The 17,803-nt window shown below is 59.6% G+C and carries 12 protein-coding genes and 3 tRNA genes; 12 read left to right on the top strand and 3 right to left on the bottom strand.

Annotated elements, in window-relative coordinates; translation table 11 throughout:
* Positions 1-204 precede the first annotated feature (204 nt).
* The 9 genes from C4K39_RS29310 to C4K39_RS29270 all read left to right on the top strand — a co-directional run bounded on the left by C4K39_RS29310 (position 205) and on the right by C4K39_RS29270 (position 9,453).
* A tRNA-Arg gene (locus C4K39_RS29310) sits at positions 205-281 on the top strand.
* 32 nt (positions 282-313) lie between these two features.
* Positions 314-389, top strand: a tRNA-His gene (locus tag C4K39_RS29305).
* A 58-nt stretch (positions 390-447) separates the two neighbouring features.
* A tRNA-Leu gene (locus tag C4K39_RS29300) sits at positions 448-532 on the top strand.
* 408 nt (positions 533-940) lie between these two features.
* Positions 941-2,251 (top strand): trigger factor, encoded by a 1,311-nt coding sequence (gene tig / locus C4K39_RS29295; RefSeq protein ID WP_068582947.1) that lies wholly within the window; start codon positions 941-943, stop codon positions 2,249-2,251.
* A gap of 91 nt (positions 2,252-2,342) precedes the next feature.
* Positions 2,343-2,984, top strand: a complete 642-nt coding sequence (gene clpP, locus C4K39_RS29290; RefSeq protein ID WP_068582950.1) for an ATP-dependent Clp endopeptidase proteolytic subunit ClpP — start codon at positions 2,343-2,345, stop codon at positions 2,982-2,984.
* Between the two features lie 106 nt (positions 2,985-3,090).
* The gene (clpX, locus tag C4K39_RS29285) at positions 3,091-4,374 is read left to right on the top strand and encodes an ATP-dependent Clp protease ATP-binding subunit ClpX (RefSeq protein WP_068582953.1); all 1,284 of its coding nucleotides are present in this window, start codon (positions 3,091-3,093) and stop codon (positions 4,372-4,374) included.
* 162 nt (positions 4,375-4,536) lie between these two features.
* Positions 4,537-6,933, top strand: a complete 2,397-nt coding sequence (lon, locus tag C4K39_RS29280; protein ID WP_068582956.1) for an endopeptidase La — start codon at positions 4,537-4,539, stop codon at positions 6,931-6,933.
* A gap of 148 nt (positions 6,934-7,081) precedes the next feature.
* The gene (locus tag C4K39_RS29275) at positions 7,082-7,354 is read left to right on the top strand and encodes an HU family DNA-binding protein (protein ID WP_022639715.1); all 273 of its coding nucleotides are present in this window, start codon (positions 7,082-7,084) and stop codon (positions 7,352-7,354) included.
* A 227-nt stretch (positions 7,355-7,581) separates the two neighbouring features.
* Positions 7,582-9,453, top strand: coding sequence for a SurA N-terminal domain-containing protein (locus C4K39_RS29270; protein ID WP_124348099.1), 1,872 nt, complete (start codon positions 7,582-7,584; stop codon positions 9,451-9,453).
* A gap of 82 nt (positions 9,454-9,535) precedes the next feature.
* On the opposite strand, the gene C4K39_RS29265 is transcribed toward C4K39_RS29270, so the two are convergent.
* A complete protein-coding gene (locus tag C4K39_RS29265; RefSeq protein ID WP_124348098.1) occupies positions 9,536-10,741 on the bottom strand; it encodes an MFS transporter in 1,206 nt (401 codons plus the stop codon).
* Positions 10,742-10,854: 113 nt separating this feature from the next.
* Between C4K39_RS29265 and C4K39_RS29260 the strand changes: the two genes are divergently transcribed.
* Positions 10,855-11,754, top strand: coding sequence for a LysR family transcriptional regulator (locus C4K39_RS29260; protein WP_068582967.1), 900 nt, complete (start codon positions 10,855-10,857; stop codon positions 11,752-11,754).
* Positions 11,755-11,846: 92 nt separating this feature from the next.
* A complete protein-coding gene (locus C4K39_RS29255; protein ID WP_124348097.1) occupies positions 11,847-12,725 on the top strand; it encodes a DUF2242 domain-containing protein in 879 nt (292 codons plus the stop codon).
* 373 nt (positions 12,726-13,098) lie between these two features.
* On the opposite strand, the gene C4K39_RS29250 is transcribed toward C4K39_RS29255, so the two are convergent.
* Both C4K39_RS29250 and C4K39_RS29245 read right to left on the bottom strand, forming a co-directional pair.
* The gene (locus C4K39_RS29250; protein WP_124348096.1) at positions 13,099-14,139 is read right to left on the bottom strand and encodes an AraC family transcriptional regulator; all 1,041 of its coding nucleotides are present in this window, start codon (positions 14,137-14,139) and stop codon (positions 13,099-13,101) included.
* Between the two features lie 4 nt (positions 14,140-14,143).
* A complete protein-coding gene (locus C4K39_RS29245) occupies positions 14,144-15,262 on the bottom strand; it encodes a carbon-nitrogen hydrolase family protein (RefSeq protein WP_124348095.1) in 1,119 nt (372 codons plus the stop codon).
* Positions 15,263-15,472: 210 nt separating this feature from the next.
* Between C4K39_RS29245 and C4K39_RS29240 the strand changes: the two genes are divergently transcribed.
* A complete protein-coding gene (locus C4K39_RS29240; RefSeq protein ID WP_068582980.1) occupies positions 15,473-17,512 on the top strand; it encodes an oxidoreductase in 2,040 nt (679 codons plus the stop codon).
* Positions 17,513-17,803 lie beyond the last annotated feature (291 nt).

Genomic DNA, 17,803 nt, shown 5'->3' with positions numbered 1-17,803 from the left:
GCTCTGCAAATTGCCCTAACTCCTTTAATTAAATGAATTTTTTTTAAAAAAGAGTTGACGACCTAACGGCTCGTCTATAACATTCGTCGCACTTGTCGGGCACAGCCTAGCACTGGTTAAGAAGGTCGGGCGGAGTTGTTGATCAACTCGCAGCGACTGGAAGCAATTAGTTTGTAGTCGTTAGTTAGAGTACAGATTAATAAGGCGCCCGTAGCTCAGCTGGATAGAGCATCCGCCTTCTAAGCGGATGGTCGCAGGTTCGAGTCCTGCCGGGTGCGCCATTAGGCAGCTTTGGCACAAGTAACGCAATATGGTGGGCGTAGCTCAGTTGGTAGAGCACAGGATTGTGACTCCTGTTGTCGTGGGTTCGATCCCCATCGTCCACCCCATATTCGAAAAAGGCGCCAGATTAATAGTCTGGCGCCTTTGCTTTAAGAAGCTTGTTACGCGGACGTGGTGGAATTGGTAGACACACTGGATTTAGGTTCCAGCGCCGCAAGGTGTAAGAGTTCGAGTCTCTTCGTCCGCACCAATAAAGTAGCTAGTTAATAGCAGATGACGGCGCAGCACCTGAAAGGGTCTGCGCCGTTTTCGTTTCTGGGTGTTTGCATCGCGCGGTGCGCATGCTGGGTTGCCCAAGTGATGAAGCGGCTTTCCTCCGGTCGCTAGCTGCTCTGGTTTGATGGTGTTGTTACCCGGTGTATTCGAGAGGCTGGCTGGTTGCTTCTATATATAGAGGGGCTGGTGCAGGGACTGGGTTTGATCTGTAGTGTTTGCTCTTATGGTGGGGCTGAAGCCTTTGTCCCCGTCTTCATGTTGCTGGCCGCTTTTTACCCCTTTTCAGTAGGGTGACTTCTTGAGTTTGACCCACTAGAATGCATGCCCTTGATTCTGGGGTCGGAAAACGGCCGGCTAATCGTCTGTGCAACGAGGAATATCCATGCAAGTTTCTGTTGAAAATACTTCTGTTCTTGAGCGCCGCATGAGCATCACTGTGCCGGCTGAGCGCATCGAGAGCCAGGTCAACAAGCGTCTGCAGCAGACTGCCCAAAAGGCCAAGATTCCAGGCTTCCGTCCTGGCAAGGTTCCAATGAGCGTGATTCGTCAGCGTTATGAGGCTGACGCACGTCAAGAAGCAGTAGGTGATGTGATCCAGGCTTCCTTCTACGAGGCCGTTGTCGAGCAGAAGCTGAACCCGGCTGGCGCTCCTTCGGTTGAGCCTAAGGTGCTGGAAAAGGGCAAGGACCTGGAATACGTCGCCACTTTCGAAGTGTTCCCTGAGTTCACTGTTGCCGGTTTCGAAGGTATCGCTGTTGAGCGCCTGAGCGCGGACGTGGCTGATGCCGATCTGGACAACATGCTGGAAATCCTGCGCAAGCAGAACGTTCGTTTCGAAGCGGCCGACCGCGCTGCCCAGAAAGACGACCAGCTGAATATCGATTTTGTTGGCAAGATCGACGGCGAGGCGTTCGCTGGCGGCTCCGCCAAGGGGACTCAACTGGTTCTGGGTTCGGGTCGCATGATCCCGGGCTTCGAAGATGGTCTGGTGGGTGCCAAGGCTGGTGAAGAGCGTGTTCTGAACCTGACTTTCCCTGAGGACTACCAGAACCTGGACCTGGCCAACAAGGCCGCTGAGTTCACTGTTACCGTCAACAGCGTTTCCGAGCCGAAACTGCCTGAACTGACCGAAGAGTTCTTCGCGCAATTCGGTATCAAGGAAGCGGGTCTGGAAGGCTTCCGTGCCGAAGTTCGCAAGAACATGGAGCGCGAGCTGCGCCAGGCTATCAAGTCGAAAGTGAAGAATCAGGTTATGGACGGTCTGCTGGCCTCCAACCCGATCGAAGTACCGAAGGCGCTGCTGGAAAACGAAGTCAATCGTCTGCGCGTCCAGGCTGTTCAGCAGTTCGGTGGCAACATCAAGCCGGATCAGCTGCCAGCTGAGTTGTTCGAAGAGCAGGCCAAGCGCCGCGTAGTGCTGGGTCTGATCGTTGCCGAAGTGGTCAAGCAGTTCGAACTGAAGCCTGATGACGCTCGTGTTCGCGAACTGATCCAGGAAATGGCTTCGGCATACCAAGAGCCTGAGCAGGTCGTGTCCTGGTACTACAAGAACGAGCAGCAATTGAACGAAGTCCGTTCGGTTGTGCTGGAAGAACAAGTTGTGGATACTGTTCTGCAGAAAGCTAGCGTGACCGACAAATCGGTCTCCTACGAAGAAGCGGTCAAGCCGGTAGAAGCACCTCAAGCCGACTGATCTTTTCTCGTTCGAAGCAAACACCATAAGCCAGCCTTCGTGCTGGCTTATGCGTATTCAAGACATGACTATTTGGGAGTGACTGCAGGACATGTCCCGCAATTCTTATTATCAGCAGAGTTCTGACATCCAGGCCGCAGGCGGCCTGGTCCCGATGGTTATCGAGCAGTCCGCTCGCGGCGAGCGTGCCTACGATATCTACTCGCGCCTCCTCAAGGAGCGAGTGATCTTCCTGATCGGTCCGGTAGAAGACTACATGGCCAATCTGGTCGCGGCGCAGCTGCTCTTCCTTGAAGCGGAGAACCCGGACAAGGACATCCATCTCTACATCAACTCGCCGGGTGGTTCGGTGACCGCTGGGATGTCGATCTACGACACCATGCAGTTCATCAAGCCTGATGTTTCCACTATCTGCATTGGCCAGGCGTGCAGCATGGGTGCGTTCCTGCTTGCAGGCGGTGCGGCAGGCAAGCGCCACTGCTTGCCCAACTCGCGCATGATGATCCATCAACCGCTCGGCGGTTTCCAAGGCCAGGCGTCGGATATCGACATCCACGCCAAGGAAATCCTGCACATCCGCTCGCGCTTGAACTCGCTGCTGGCCCATCATACGGGTCAGAGCCTGGAAACCATCGAGCGTGACACCGAGCGCGACAACTTCATGAGCGCTGAGCGCGCAGCGGAGTACGGCCTGATCGACTCCGTTATCAGCAAGCGTCAAATGCCCGCCTAAGCAACTCAAATGTAGGCGGCTGGTTTGACCGGCCGCCTGCGGACTTGAAAAAGCCCGCAATTGCCTTCATCTTGTGTTGCAAGCCTATCGGATTTGGATCGATCGAATGACTGACACCCGCAACGGCGAGGACAACGGCAAACTGCTTTATTGCTCCTTCTGTGGCAAAAGCCAGCATGAAGTACGCAAATTGATTGCCGGCCCCTCGGTCTTTATCTGCGACGAGTGCGTCGACTTGTGCAATGACATCATCCGTGAGGAGGTGCAGGAAGCACAGGCCGAAAGCAGCGCGCATAAATTGCCTTCGCCTAAAGAAATCAGCGGCATCCTTGATCAGTATGTGATTGGTCAGGAGCGTGCAAAGAAGGTTCTGGCAGTAGCGGTTTACAACCACTACAAGCGTCTGAACCAGCGTGACAAAAAGAACGACGAAGTCGAACTTGGCAAGAGCAATATCTTGCTGATCGGCCCTACAGGCTCGGGCAAGACGCTATTGGCGGAAACCCTGGCACGCCTGTTGAACGTACCTTTCACTATCGCCGACGCCACCACCCTGACCGAAGCCGGTTACGTGGGTGAGGACGTCGAGAACATCATTCAAAAGCTGCTGCAGAAGTGCGACTACGATGTGGAAAAGGCCCAGATGGGTATTGTCTACATCGATGAAATCGACAAGATTTCCCGCAAGTCTGATAACCCTTCGATTACCCGGGATGTTTCTGGTGAAGGTGTTCAGCAAGCCCTGTTGAAGTTGATCGAAGGCACGGTCGCTTCCGTTCCGCCTCAAGGTGGTCGCAAGCATCCGCAGCAGGAATTCCTGCAGGTCGATACCCGTAATATCCTGTTCATTTGCGGTGGTGCATTCTCTGGCCTGGAGAAGGTTATCCAGAACCGCTCCACCCGCGGCGGCATTGGTTTCAATGCCGAAGTGCGTAGCAAGGAAGAGGGTAAGAAGGTCGGCGAATCACTGCGTGAAGTGGAGCCTGATGACCTGGTCAAGTTCGGCCTGATTCCTGAGTTCGTCGGCCGCCTACCGGTTCTGGCGACGCTGGATGAGCTGGATGAAGCAGCCTTGATCCAGATTCTCACCGAACCGAAGAACGCCTTGACCAAGCAGTATGGCAAGTTGTTCGAGATGGAAGGTGTCGATCTGGAGTTCCGCTCTGACGCCTTGAAGGCAGTAGCCAAGCGGGCCCTCGAGCGCAAGACAGGTGCTCGTGGCCTGCGTTCGATTCTCGAAGGTGTACTGCTCGACACTATGTACGAGATCCCCTCGCAATCCGAGGTGAGTAAAGTAGTGATCGACGAAAGCGTTATTGAAGGCAAGTCCCAGCCACTGTTCATCTATGAGAACAGTGAGCCGACGGCCAAGGCAGCGCCAGACGCTTAAGCGGCATGCTGTCGGATTGAAAGAAGGGGCCTTCGGGCCCCTTTGTTTTTAGCGTCTTTAAAGTGCTGTCTTTAGCTTGTTTTTTTTCCAGGCAGCCCCCATCTTGGTTTCAAGCTTACTTCCACCAGTTTTCGGCCGTAAGGCCGCCGTAGAGGCGAAATCATGAAGACAACCATCGAATTGCCTCTCCTGCCATTGCGTGATGTCGTGGTTTATCCGCACATGGTTATCCCGCTGTTCGTGGGGCGCGAGAAGTCGATCGAAGCCCTTGAGGCAGCGATGACGGGCGACAAGCAGATTCTCCTGCTGGCTCAGAGAAACCCTGCTGATGACGATCCCGGTGAGGATGCACTCTATCGCGTAGGTACCATTGCCACCGTCCTGCAATTGCTCAAGTTGCCTGATGGCACCGTGAAGGTGTTGGTTGAGGGCGAGCAACGTGGCGCTGTCGAGCGTTTCAGCGAAGTCGACGGTCATTGCCGCGCCGAAGTGACCCTGATTGATGAAGTGGATGCTCCCGACCGCGAGTCGGAAGTGTTCGTGCGCAGCCTGCTGTCGCAGTTCGAGCAATATGTACAGCTGGGCAAGAAAGTCCCTGCCGAGGTGTTGTCCTCTCTCAACAGCATCGATGAGCCAAGCCGCCTGGTGGACACCATGGCCGCGCATATGGCGCTGAAGATCGAGCAGAAGCAGGAAATTCTCGAGATCATCGATCTCTCCGCTCGTGTAGAGCATGTCCTGGCACTGCTGGATGCCGAGATCGACCTGCTGCAGGTGGAGAAACGCATTCGTGGCCGCGTCAAGAAGCAGATGGAACGCAGCCAGCGCGAGTACTACCTGAATGAGCAGATGAAGGCCATTCAGAAAGAGTTGGGCGATGGTGACGAAGGCCACAACGAAATCGAGGAGCTGAAAAAGCGCATCGATGCTGCTGGCCTGCCAAAGGATGCCATGGCCAAGGCCCAGGCTGAGCTGAACAAGCTCAAGCAAATGTCGCCGATGTCTGCCGAGGCGACAGTGGTTCGTTCCTATATCGATTGGCTGGTTCAGGTGCCGTGGAAGGCCCAGAGCAAGGTACGCCTCGATCTGGCGCGTGCCGAAGATATCCTCGATGCCGACCACTATGGCCTTGAAGAGGTCAAGGAACGGATTCTCGAGTATCTCGCGGTCCAAAAACGTGTGAAGAAGATTCGCGGCCCGGTGTTGTGCCTGGTCGGTCCTCCTGGGGTCGGCAAGACTTCCCTGGCGGAATCGATCGCCAATGCCACCAATCGTAAGTTCGTGCGCATGGCCCTGGGTGGTGTGCGGGACGAAGCGGAGATTCGTGGCCATCGTCGAACCTATATCGGTTCGATGCCGGGAAGATTGATTCAAAAAATGACCAAGGTTGGGGTACGCAACCCGCTGTTCCTGCTCGATGAAATCGACAAGATGGGCAGCGATATGCGTGGCGATCCAGCCTCGGCCCTGCTTGAGGTCCTGGACCCCGAGCAGAACCACAACTTCAACGATCACTATCTGGAGGTCGACTACGACCTGTCCGATGTGATGTTCCTCTGCACCTCCAACTCGATGAATATTCCGCCAGCCCTGCTGGACCGGATGGAGGTGATTCGTCTGCCGGGTTACACCGAGGACGAGAAGATCAATATCGCGATCAAGTACCTTTCGCCCAAGCAGATCCAGGCAAATGGCTTGAAGAAGGGCGAGTTGGAGTTCGATTCTGACGCGATTCGCGACATCATCCGCTACTACACCCGTGAAGCCGGTGTACGGGGCCTGGAGCGCCAGATCGCCAAGGTCTGCCGCAAGGCGGTGAAAGAGCATGCGATGGAGAAACGCTTCTCGGTGAAGGTCACCTCCGACCTGCTGGAGCACTTCCTGGGCGTGCGCAAGTTCCGTTATGGATTGGCCGAGCAGCAAGACCAGATCGGCCAGGTCACCGGTTTGGCCTGGACCCAGGTCGGTGGTGAGTTGCTGACCATCGAGGCCGCAGTAGTGCCTGGCAAGGGTCAACTGATCAAGACCGGCTCCTTGGGCGATGTCATGGTCGAGTCGATCACCGCCGCACAGACTGTAGTGCGTAGCCGTGCCAAGAGCCTGGGGATTCCCCTGGACTTCCACGAGAAGCGCGATACCCATATCCACATGCCGGAAGGGGCTACCCCGAAAGACGGCCCAAGCGCGGGCGTAGGCATGTGCACTGCACTGGTATCGGCCTTGACCGGTATTCCAGTGCGGGCCGATGTGGCAATGACCGGCGAGATCACACTGCGTGGTCAGGTATTGGCCATCGGTGGTTTGAAAGAGAAACTACTGGCGGCGCATCGGGGTGGAATCAAGACCGTGATCATTCCTGAAGAGAATGTTCGCGATTTGAAAGAAATTCCTGACAATATCAAGCAGGATCTTCAGATCAAACCCGTTAAATGGATTGACGAAGTCCTGCAAATTGCGCTGCAATACGCGCCGGAGCCCTTGCCGGATGTGGCTCCCGAGATAGTTGCAAAGGACGAAAAACGCGAGTCTGACTCTAAGGAAAGAATTAGCACGCATTAATACGCATTAGCCTGGGGGGCTTCCTTGACAGCTTTTTAGAGCCCTTGTTATAAAGCGGCTCTTAAGTGCCTGTAGGCCATTCAGCACTCGTTTTTGCTTTCACCAAAAAACTTAGAATCATACTCATAGATATATAAGGGGACTTAGAGTGAACAAGTCGGAACTGATTGATGCTATCGCTGCATCTGCTGATCTCCCGAAAGCTGCTGCTGGCCGTGCGCTGGATGCAGTAATCGAATCCGTTACTGGCGCTCTGAAGGCCGGTGACTCTGTTGTTCTGGTTGGTTTTGGCACTTTCTCCGTAACTGATCGTCCAGCTCGTGTCGGCCGCAACCCACAGACCGGCAAGACTCTGGAAATCGCTGCTGCTAAAAAGCCAGGTTTCAAAGCTGGTAAAGCACTGAAAGAAGCCGTTAACTAAGTTTCTTCAAGGGTCTTTGCCCATCCGGGTCGGGTCATGCCTGATCTGGCAGCGGGGCGCCAGTTGACCGGTACATAACCGGTTCACGCCGAGGGTCGCAGGTTCAGCTCTTGTCCGCTCCGCCAGTTACGAGAAGGCGCATCCTCGGATGCGCCTTTCTTCTATCCGGACTCTACCCACGCTCCACGGTTGCTCAAAACAGAAGTACAGCCGTTTCTGGGGGACGCATGCTGCAGAATATCAGGGACAATTCACAAGGCTGGATTGCCAAAACCATCATCGGGGTCATCGTCGCACTGTTGGCGTTGACCGGTTTCGATGCCATTTTCAAGGCCACTACCCATAACCAGGATGCGGCCAAGGTCAACGGTGAGGAGATCACTCAGAACGAGTTGAGCCAAGCCGTCGACATGCAACGTCGTCAGCTGATGCAACAGTTGGGCAAGGACTTCGACGCCTCTCTGCTCGATGAGAAGATGCTGCGTGAAGCTGCCCTGAAGGGGCTGATCGATCGCAAGCTGTTGTTGCAAGGTGCCCAGGACTCCAAGTTCGCCTTCTCTGAAGGGGCATTGGATCAGGTGATCCTGCAGACGCCGGAATTCCAGGTCGAGGGCAAGTTCAGCCCTGATCGTTTCGATCAGGTTATCCGCCAGCTGGGTTACACCCGCTTACAGTTCCGCCAGATGCTCAGCCAGGAAATGCTGATCGGTCAGGTGCGCGCTGGACTGGCAGGCAGTGGCTTCGTCACGGATGCCCAGGTGCTGGCATTCGCCCGCCTGGAGAAGCAGACCCGTGACTTCGCTTCCCTGACCGTCAAGGCCGACCCGGCCGCGATCAAGCTGACCGATGACGAGGTCAAGGCCTACTACGACCAGCACGCGAAGGAGTTCATGACGCCTGACCAGGTCGTGATCGACTACATCGAGCTGAAGAAGGCCGCTTTCTTCGACCAGGTCAGCGTCAAGGACGAGGACCTGCAAGCGCTGTATCAGAAGGAAGTCGCCAACCTGTCCGAGCAGCGTCGTGCCGCGCACATCCTGATCGAAGTCAACGACAAGATGAACGAGGCCCAGGCCAAGGCCAAGATCGAAGAGATCCAGGCGCGCCTGGCCAAGGGTGAAAGCTTCGAGGCGCTGGCCAAGGAGTTTTCCCAGGATCCAGGTTCGGCCAACAATGGCGGTGACCTGGGCTTCGCTGGCCCTGGCGTCTACGACCCGGCCTTCGAGAAGGCCCTGTATGCGCTGGACAAGGACCAGGTTTCCGCTCCGGTGCGTACCGACTTCGGTTATCACCTGATCAAGCTGCTGGGCGTCGAAGCACCACAAGTGCCGAGCTTCGCCAGCCTCAAGGACAAGCTGACCCGTGAGCTGAAGGCCCAGCAGGTCGAGCAGCGTTTCGTCGATGCGACCAAGCAACTGGAAGACTCGTCGTTCGAAGCGTCCGATCTGGCCCAGCCAGCCCAGGACCTGAAGCTCACCATACATACCTCCGCGCCGTTCGGTCGCGAGGGTGGTGACGGTATTGCCGCCAATCGTGCCGTAGTACAGGCCGCCTTCAGCACCGAAGTCCTGGATGAAGGTGCCAACAGCACCGCCATCGAGCTGGACCCGGAGACTGTCGTGGTGTTGCGCGCCAAGGAGCATCGCAAGCCTGAGCAACTGCCTCTGGAAAGCGTCGCCACGGCCATCCGTACGCAATTGGCCAAGGAGCACGCCAGTGCTGCTGCCAAGACCAAGGCTGAAGAGCTGATCGCCAGCCTGCGTGATGGCAAGGTCGCGTTGAACAAGCCGGTGGATGGCCAGGACTGGAAGGTCGCCAAGGCCGTGACCCGTGGCCAGGAAGGTATCGACCCGACTGTGCTGCAGGCCCTGTTCCGCATGAGCAAGCCTGAATCCAAGGACAAGCCGAGCTTCACCAGCGTGACCTTGCCTAATGGCAACCTGCTGGTCCTGCAACTCGATGCAGTCAACGAAGCCGTGGCGCCGACCGACGAAGAGAAGGCCCAATACCGCCGCTTCCTGGCCTCGCGCGTAGGCCAGCAAGACTTTGCGGCCTATCGCAAGCAGTTGGAAAACCAGGCGGATATCAAGCGTTACTGATGCCTGTTCCCCTGTGTTGAAAAGACCCCGGCCTAAAAGCCGGGGTCTTTTTTTTGCGGGGATGATCTCTATCCATGAGCGGTTAGCGGTAAGCCGCAAACCCTTGTCGCTTGGCGCTAATCGCTACCAGCAGGGCCATCAGCAACAGGCCGCCGATCACCCAGGGAAAGCTGGTCACCCCCGGTCCCTGGAGCAGCATTGCGCCGCCCAGGCCGCCCCCGGCGATCGCCAGGTTCCACAAGGTCACCAGCATCGATTGCGCGGCGTCGGCATGTTCACCAGCAGATTTGGCCAGCGCGGTCTGCAACAGGGTGGGAATACCTCCGAACGAAAGCCCCCAGATCACCGTCGCGGCATAGATCGTCGTTGGTCCCTGGGGCAGCAGCCCCAGTAGCAGGGTCGAGGCGATGAACAGCAGGCAACTGACCAGCACCAGTGCCCTTAGCCAGCGATCGATCAGCAAGCCGATCGCCCAGATACTCAGCAGGGCGGCCAGGCCGAACACCAGCAGCACACGTTCGATCTGTCCGCCAAGACCGGCGGGTTCAAGAAAGGGCGCAATGTAGGTGTAGAGAATGTTGTGGCCCAACACATAGGTGAAGGTCACGAACAACACCGGCCTGACGCCCGGCAATGCCAGGACCCGGCGCAGGGGAAGGCGTTTCTGGGGGCGTAGCCCCGGGAAGTCCGGCACCTGCCGGAGTACCCAGAGGACCAACCCCAGGGTCAGTAGCGTCATGATGGCGAAACTCATACGCCAACCCACCATGTTGCCGAGCAAGGTCCCCGCAGGAATACCGATGGACAACGCGACAGGCGCACCGAGCATGGCCATGGCGATCGCCCGTCCCTGCAAGTGAGGCGCCACCATGCGACTGGCGTAGCCGGCGAGCAGGGCCCAGAGCAAACCGGCGAAGACCCCAGCGCAGAAGCGGGCGACCAGGGTCAGGCTGTAGTCGCTGGAAAGAGCGGTGATGCTGTTGACGATGGCGAACCCGCCAATGGCGATCAGCAACAGGGGGCGCCGTCGCCAACTTTGAGTCAGGGTCACCAGGGGAATTGCCGCCAGCAGCGAACCCAGGGCATACAGGGTGACCAGTTGCCCGATCAGGGGCGGCGAGACCTCAAGGCCCTGGCTCATTTGTGGCAGTAATCCGGCCGGCATGGCTTCGGTCAACAGGGTGATGAAGCCTGCACTCGCCAGGGCCAGAAGGCCGCCGACGGGAAGGCGTTCAGAGGTTTCAGTGACAGGGGGCAGCAGCTCGCAGGCATCGACTGGGCGATTCATGGAAGGCTCCATGGTGGAAAGGGAGATACAGGGTAGGGCGCTGCCCATGAGGGAAAAATAGGCTAAGGTTCCGAACTTATCGGACATCCAGGTCCTTAATTCCGGAGTCGACAATGGATTGGTTGGGCAGTATCCCGGTGTTCATGCAGGTGGCGGAGACTCGCAGCTTCACCGAGGCCGGGCGCCTCCTGGGGGTGTCGTCCTCGGCCGTGGGCAAAAGTATTGCGCGCTTGGAGGAGCGGCTGGAAACCCGCCTCTTTCATCGCACCACCCGCAGTATCAGCCTTACCGCCGAAGGGGCGGGGCTCCTTGAGCGTTGCCGCCGGATTGCCGCCGAGGTCGAGCTGGCGCAATTCCAGTTATGCGATTCGGCCAGTGCCCCCGTGGGCAAACTGCGGATCAGCGCGCCCCAGGCCCATAGCCTGTTGATGCCGGTGCTGGCGGAGTTCATGTTGCGCTACCCGCAGATCGAGCTGGATGTCGACCTGTCCGACCGCATGGTGGACGTAGTGGAAGAGGGCTTCGATCTGGTGGTACGCACCGGCAACCCCAAGGATTCACGCTTGTTGGCCCGGCAGGTGGGACGTTTTCGCATGGTGCTGGTGGGCAGCCCCGGCTACTTCCAGGCCCGCGGGTTGCCCCAGTCGCCCCAGGAGCTGCATGAGCACGCCTGCCTGCGGCACATCTTCCATCACACCGGTAAGCTTGAGGCCTGGCCATTCAAGCCTCGGCTCCACCAGCCTGAACCGCTGTTGCCGACTCGCTTGACCAGCAGCTCCACCGAAGCACTGGAGCAAGCAGCCCGCAGCGGCCTGGGCATTGCCTGCTTGCCGGACTTCATGGTGCGTTCCGCCATCGAGCGCCAAGAGCTGCAGGTGGTACTCGACGAATACCTGGAATTCAACGGCACCTTCTGGTTGCTGTGGCCGTCGAGCCGGCATGCCGCTGCGAAGCTGCGAGTGCTGATCGAACATTTGAGCGAACGACTTTTTCCGGTAAATAGTGGTCAGTAACCTTGCGTGAGATCAACGCCATCAATTAGCCGAACTGCGCGATGCTGATCTGTAGCACAATACGCGCCGAAGCGTTTTCCTCAGGATTCTCGATGTTTAGATCATTTCACCTGCGCTCGGCCGCCGGGGTATTGCTGTTGTCCGCGGTCGCCGGTTGTTCATCGCACAAGACGGCCATCTACGAGCATGAAAGCTTCGACGATTCGGGTACGTTCTCGCGCAACTATGCGGTCAGCGAGACGGCATCCTGTGAAGCTGCGCGGCGCGCACTGCTGAGCCAGGGCTACATCATCACCAGCAATGATCCGAAGCTGGTCAGTGGTCACAAGAGCTTCCAGCAGACCGGCGAGACCCACCTGGAAATCAGCTTCAACATTGTCTGCGCCAAGGACGGGACCGGCGGTCGTCGCTCGACGGTGTTCGCCAACGCCCTGCAGGACCGCTATGCCCTGAAGAAGCTGAACAACTCGGCGAGTCTCGGGGTCGGGGTCCTGGGGTCGGTATCGATGCCGATCGGCTCCACCGACGATTCGATGGTCAAGGTGGCCAGCGAGACGGTGTCGTCCGCCAAGTTCTATGAGCGCTACTTTGCCCTGTTGGAGTTGTTCCTGCCTGAGGAAACCAAGGCTGCCACCCATGTCGAGGACAAGCCCAAGGCCGATCTCGGGGTCCCTGAGAACAAGCCGGACAGCCAGGCCCAGCCCCCGGCCAAGGCAGAGCCCCAGCCTGCACCTGCTCCGCTGGCAGTGCCTTTGCCGGCCCCAAGTACCCCGGTGACCCCGGTTGCCGAGCCTGAGCCGAGCATGTCGCAGCCCGTGGTGCCCCCGGTGCAGGCGGCTCCGATAGTTCCGGTTCCAGCAAGCGAGCCAACGCCGGCAAGCGATGTGCTCGCTCCAGCGCCCGTCATTACCCCCCCTCCCGCCAGTACGCTGCCACCGCCCTCCGAGCCGATCCAGGCATTGCCGCGCTGAGGCGCCACGTCGATGGCGGTCCACCGCCATCGCAGCTTCCGGTCGCCCGGGCCTGGCTTTTCCAACAGATACGTCCTTTGTCGACAGCGTCGCCGCTTGCCGCTCAAGCGGGCGATGGCGGCTGCCCGCTAAATTTTTCATGGGTCGTTACGTTTCAATGACAGAAATCTTGACCTAGGGGGTAGTATTTTTCCTGTCATCCCGGCAACTTATGCTGACCCTGGCGGCTAACGAGCGCAGGTCCATTCAATCAACGGAAAAGGAGTCTCCATGGACGATTACCAAGAAGAGCTGCTGGAGTATCAAGCTTTCGAGCTGGATCCTCTGGAACCCGCAGACGATGCCACCGAGCTGTAAGGCCGGTGGCTTTTTTTTAGCCGAACTGCCGGTGGCTGCGACGAAACTCCCCGGGAGTCTGGTTGCTCCAGCGCTTGAAGGCCCGCTGGAATGCCTCGGCCGAGGCAAAGCCCAACAGATAGGCAATCTCGCCGAACGCCAGTTCGGTATCGCGTATGTAAGTCATGGCCAGGTCGCGCCGGGTGTCATTGAGAATCGCCCGGAACTGCGTGCCTTCTTCCGCCAGTTTGCGGCGTAAGGTCCAGGTCGGCAGTTTCAAGTGTGCGGCCACTTCCTCCAGGTCCGGTTCCCGGCCACCACTGAGCAACGGTCCCAGCAACTGAGTGATGCGCTCGCGCAGGCTGCGAGTTCGAGTCAGTTGTTCCAGTTCCCTTTCGCACAATTGCAGCAGATGGCGCCAAGTGCTCGGGCAGTGCTCGGGGTTGCGCAGGACCAGGCTGGCCCGGTCCAGGCGCAGCTGGTTGCATTCGGCGCCAAAGTGCACCGCAGTAGGGCCGAGCAGGGCATAGTCCTGGTGGTAGTCGGGCTGCTCGAACTCGATGTCGATCCTTTGCGCATGCACCGTTTGCCCGGCCAGGCTGGACAACTGTTGCAGCCAGCCGGACATGATCGAATCCACCACGAAACGGTTATAGGCGTTGTACGGGCTGATGGAGTAGAAACGCAGCCAGGCTCCGTCGGCATCCTCGCAGAAACTCGATTGGCCGCGATAGTTGGACCCGTACAGGGCTTCGAAGCGGGTCAGGCAACGCGCCGCTTCGCGTACGGTCGGGGCCTGGGCGGCGGTGACACCGGCCAGACCGGCCTGGCTCAGGCGGCTCAGGCGCCCCATGCGCAGGCCCAGGGCCGGATCGCCGGTGAGCTGGATCGCTCCGTGGCCCAGGCGCATGTAGCGGGGGATCGACAAGCGCGCCCCGGCTTCGGCCAGCCGCGCATTGTCCAGGCCGTATTGCTCCAGCAGAGGCACCGGGTCCAGGTCGTGGCTGCGAATGGCATCGGCCAGGCTGTGGACAAACCCCACCGACAGGTCGCCCAGGCGCATCGGCGTGTTTCGCATGGCGCTACAACCACAGGTTCAGCAGGCGGGCACCGCGGCTGCCGTCGTCGGCAAAGATCTGGCCCGCGTTGCTGAGAAAGCTCTGGCCACTGGTCCCCAGGTCCCAGAACTGGCCGCGCATGAACACGCTTGCACCATGGCCGGCCAGGCTCTGTGGCGCCCGGCTGGTGAGGGTCAGATGATGCCAGGCAGCACCTTCGTTGGTCCCCGGCGCCATGGCTCCCAGCGCTGCACTATTGTCGCTGCGCCAAGGCTGTTCCCAGCGGCCCTTGCCCATGATGAAGGCCGGCACCGCTATCAGCTGTGCCTGTTGTTCGTCGAGCTTGCGGTAGTTGTCGGGGTACCAGCTGTCACTGCCGATCAGCACCCCGAGGCGCCCGGCAGGCGTATCGAAAGTTTCTATCGACTCACGCACATCGCCGTGGATATAACCGCTTTCGGAGGCCGTGGGATGGATCTGGCGTTGCGGCTGGCCAATGGGCAGGCCGTCGCTGCCGAACACCAGGGTGCTGTTGTACAGGGCACCGCTGCCGATCTGCAGGCTGCCCTGGTTGACGCTGGGATCGGGCAAGACAATCGAGCCGGCCACCAGGGTGACCTGGAACTCCTTGGCCAGGCCACCGAACAACAGCTGGTAGTCCTTGGCCATTTTCTTCGCCTTCATGCGCAGGTGCGCATCGTCGACGCGACTATCGCCCTTGGCACCAATCAAGGCCTTGAGAAACGGCAGCGGGTTGCTCACCGCCAGCCAGTTCATGGCTTCCTTCAAGGTGGTGGCCTGGTACAACTCGTTCTTCTCGCCACTGACCATCAGCCAGGTGCCGATATGTTCCGGCAGCACCACCACGGTCTTGGCATTGACCAGGCCACGCTCGCGGGCCTGTTGCAGGTAAGCCGCGAGCTTGCGGTGCAGGCGTTCGATGTCCTGGTAGTCGGTGGGAAACAGCTCCGGCTGGATCGCCAGCAGGTTGCCGCGTTCGCTGGGTACGCCCTGGTCCACCGCCAGCTCGATACGCAGGTCCGACAGGTAATGGGCTCCCGGGCGATCGCGGGTCCACACGCCGTAGCTGGTGAGGCCCGCGATCAGCGCCAGGGCGAAGGTGATGTAGAGAAGTTTGCGCATGGGAAAACAGTTGGCAACCGTGTGCAGGATTCGTCGACTAGGGTAGGGCGGCAGCCGGCGCTTGCCAAGGGCTGCTGTACGTTTGGATCAATAACTTGTCAGTTACGGTCATTGAGCCTACAGCCGGTGTGCTTTTAGTCTGTGCCGCACTACCGACGGAAGCCGCAGAGCTTTCGCACCTACCGTGATAGCCCGATCTGGAGTGACGCCATGGCTGCTGCCCCGTACCCGCATTTGCTGGCCCCCCTCGACCTGGGGTTCACCACCCTGCGCAACCGGACCCTGATGGGCTCCATGCACACTGGCCTGGAAGAAAAGCCGGGCGGCTTCGAGCGCATGGCGGCGTATTTTGCCGAGCGTGCCCGTGGCGGCGTGGGTCTGATGGTCACCGGCGGCATCGGCCCCAACGATGAGGGTGGGGTGTATTCCGGGGCCGCCAAGCTGACCACCGAGGAAGAGGCGCAGAAGCACCTGATCGTCACCCGTGCGGTGCACGAGGCCGGCGGCAAGATCTGCATGCAGATCCTGCACGCCGGGCGCTATGCCTACAGCCCCAAGCAGGTCGCGCCCAGCGCCATCCAGGCGCCGATCAACCCGTTCAAGCCCAAGGAGCTGGACGAGGAAGGCATCGAGAAGCAGATCCGCGACTTCGTCACCTGCTCGACCCTGGCCCAGAAGGCCGAGTACGACGGGGTCGAGATCATGGGGTCCGAGGGTTACTTCATCAACCAGTTCCTCGCCGCCCATACCAACCACCGTACCGACCGCTGGGGCGGCAGCTATGAGAACCGCATGCGCCTGCCGCTGGAGATCGTGCGTCGGGTGCGCGAAGCGGTAGGGCCGAACTTCATCATCATCTTCCGCCTGTCGATGCTCGACCTGGTGGAAGGCGGCAGCACCTGGGAAGAGATCGTGCAGTTGGCCCAGGCCATCGAGAAGGCCGGCGCCACCATCATCAACACCGGTATCGGCTGGCACGAAGCGCGCATCCCGACCATCGCCACCAAGGTGCCGCGCGCTGCGTTCAGCAAGGTCACGGCCAAGCTGCGGGGTTCGGTGGGCATCCCGTTGATCACCACCAACCGCATCAATACCCCGGAAGTGGCGGAGCAGATCCTGGCCGAGGGCGATGCCGACATGGTGTCCATGGCCCGGCCGTTCCTGGCCGATCCGGACTTCGTCAACAAGGCCGCCGCCGGCCGTGCCGACGAGATCAACACCTGCATCGGCTGCAACCAGGCGTGCCTGGACCACACCTTCGGCGGCAAGCTGACCAGCTGCCTGGTCAACCCCCGCGCCTGCCACGAAACCGAGCTTAACTACCTGCCGGTCCAGCAGATCAAGAAGATCGCCGTGGTCGGTGCCGGCCCGGCCGGTTTGTCCGCCGCCACCGTGGCCGCCGAGCGTGGGCACCAGGTGACCCTGTTCGATTCGGCCAGTGAGATCGGTGGCCAGTTCAATATCGCCAAGCGCGTGCCGGGCAAGGAAGAGTTCTACGAGACCCTGCGCTACTTCAAGCGCAAGCTGCAGACCAGCCACGTCGAGCTGTGCCTGGATACCCGGGTGGATGTCGAGCAACTGGTGGCCGGCGGTTTCGATGAAATCATCCTCGCCACCGGTATCGCGCCACGGGTGCCGGCGATTCCCGGGGTGGAGCACGCCAAGGTCCTGAGCTACCTGGACGTGCTGCTCGAGCGCAAGCCGGTGGGGCAGAAGGTGGCGGTTATCGGTGCTGGCGGCATCGGCTTCGACGTCTCCGAGTTCCTCGTGCACCAGGGCGTGGCTACCAGCCAGGATCGCGAGGCGTTCTGGAAGGAGTGGGGCATCGACACCCACTTGCAGGCTCGCGGTGGCATCGCCGGGATCAAGGCCGAACCCCATGCTCCGGCGCGCCAGGTGTTCCTGCTGCAGCGTAAGAAGAGCAAGGTCGGCGACGGCCTGGGCAAGACCACCGGCTGGATCCATCGCACTGGCTTGAAGAACAAGCAGGTGCAGATGCTCAACAGCGTCGAGTACCTGAAGATCGACGATGCCGGCCTGCATATCCGCATCGGCGAAGCGGGTGAGCCCCAGGTCCTGCCGGTGGACAACGTGGTGATCTGCGCCGGCCAGGACCCGCTGCGCGAACTGCACGATGGCCTGGTGGCCGCCGGGCAGAACGTGCACCTGATCGGTGGCGCCGATGTGGCGGCCGAGCTGGATGCCAAGCGCGCCATCAACCAGGGTTCGCGCCTGGCTGCCGAACTCTGATCCCTCCGGCCTCGGCAGCGGCCCTGTAGCCGCTGCCGAAGGCTGCGCCTGCCCCGCAGGGGCACGACGATCTTCCATCCCAGCACCTTCCCGTTGGCCTCTGACGGCCGCGACTCCTTACCTGCCCCGTAGGGGCACGGCAATCCTCGACCCCTGCACCTGCACCTCGCCCCTGAAGGCCCTGCGGTCCTTTGCGCAGCCTTCGGCATCGGCTACACGAAGCCTGTCTCGTTGGGGCCGGCGATCTTGTCCAGGGTTGCTAGAATGCGCCTTCCTGTCTGCCGAGTTGCC

This window comes from Pseudomonas sessilinigenes, from assembly GCF_003850565.1.
Classification (GTDB): Bacteria; Pseudomonadota; Gammaproteobacteria; order Pseudomonadales; family Pseudomonadaceae; genus Aquipseudomonas; species Aquipseudomonas sessilinigenes.
This window is presented reverse-complemented; position numbering and strand designations above follow the sequence as displayed.

Excerpts from the sequence above, each read along its gene's own strand:
- tig (WP_068582947.1), top strand. The coding sequence starts at position 941 with ATGCAAGTTTCTGTTGAAAATACTTCTGTTCTTGAGCGCCGCATGAGC.
- clpP (WP_068582950.1), top strand. The coding sequence starts at position 2,343 with ATGTCCCGCAATTCTTATTATCAGCAGAGTTCTGACATCCAGGCCGCA.
- clpX (WP_068582953.1), top strand. The coding sequence starts at position 3,091 with ATGACTGACACCCGCAACGGCGAGGACAACGGCAAACTGCTTTATTGC.
- lon (WP_068582956.1), top strand. The coding sequence starts at position 4,537 with ATGAAGACAACCATCGAATTGCCTCTCCTGCCATTGCGTGATGTCGTG.
- C4K39_RS29270 (WP_124348099.1), top strand. The coding sequence starts at position 7,582 with ATGCTGCAGAATATCAGGGACAATTCACAAGGCTGGATTGCCAAAACC.
- C4K39_RS29265 (WP_124348098.1), bottom strand. The coding sequence starts at position 10,741 with ATGAATCGCCCAGTCGATGCCTGCGAGCTGCTGCCCCCTGTCACTGAA.
- C4K39_RS29260 (WP_068582967.1), top strand. The coding sequence starts at position 10,855 with ATGGATTGGTTGGGCAGTATCCCGGTGTTCATGCAGGTGGCGGAGACT.
- C4K39_RS29255 (WP_124348097.1), top strand. The coding sequence starts at position 11,847 with ATGTTTAGATCATTTCACCTGCGCTCGGCCGCCGGGGTATTGCTGTTG.
- C4K39_RS29250 (WP_124348096.1), bottom strand. The coding sequence starts at position 14,139 with ATGCGAAACACGCCGATGCGCCTGGGCGACCTGTCGGTGGGGTTTGTC.
- C4K39_RS29245 (WP_124348095.1), bottom strand. The coding sequence starts at position 15,262 with ATGCGCAAACTTCTCTACATCACCTTCGCCCTGGCGCTGATCGCGGGC.
- C4K39_RS29240 (WP_068582980.1), top strand. The coding sequence starts at position 15,473 with ATGGCTGCTGCCCCGTACCCGCATTTGCTGGCCCCCCTCGACCTGGGG.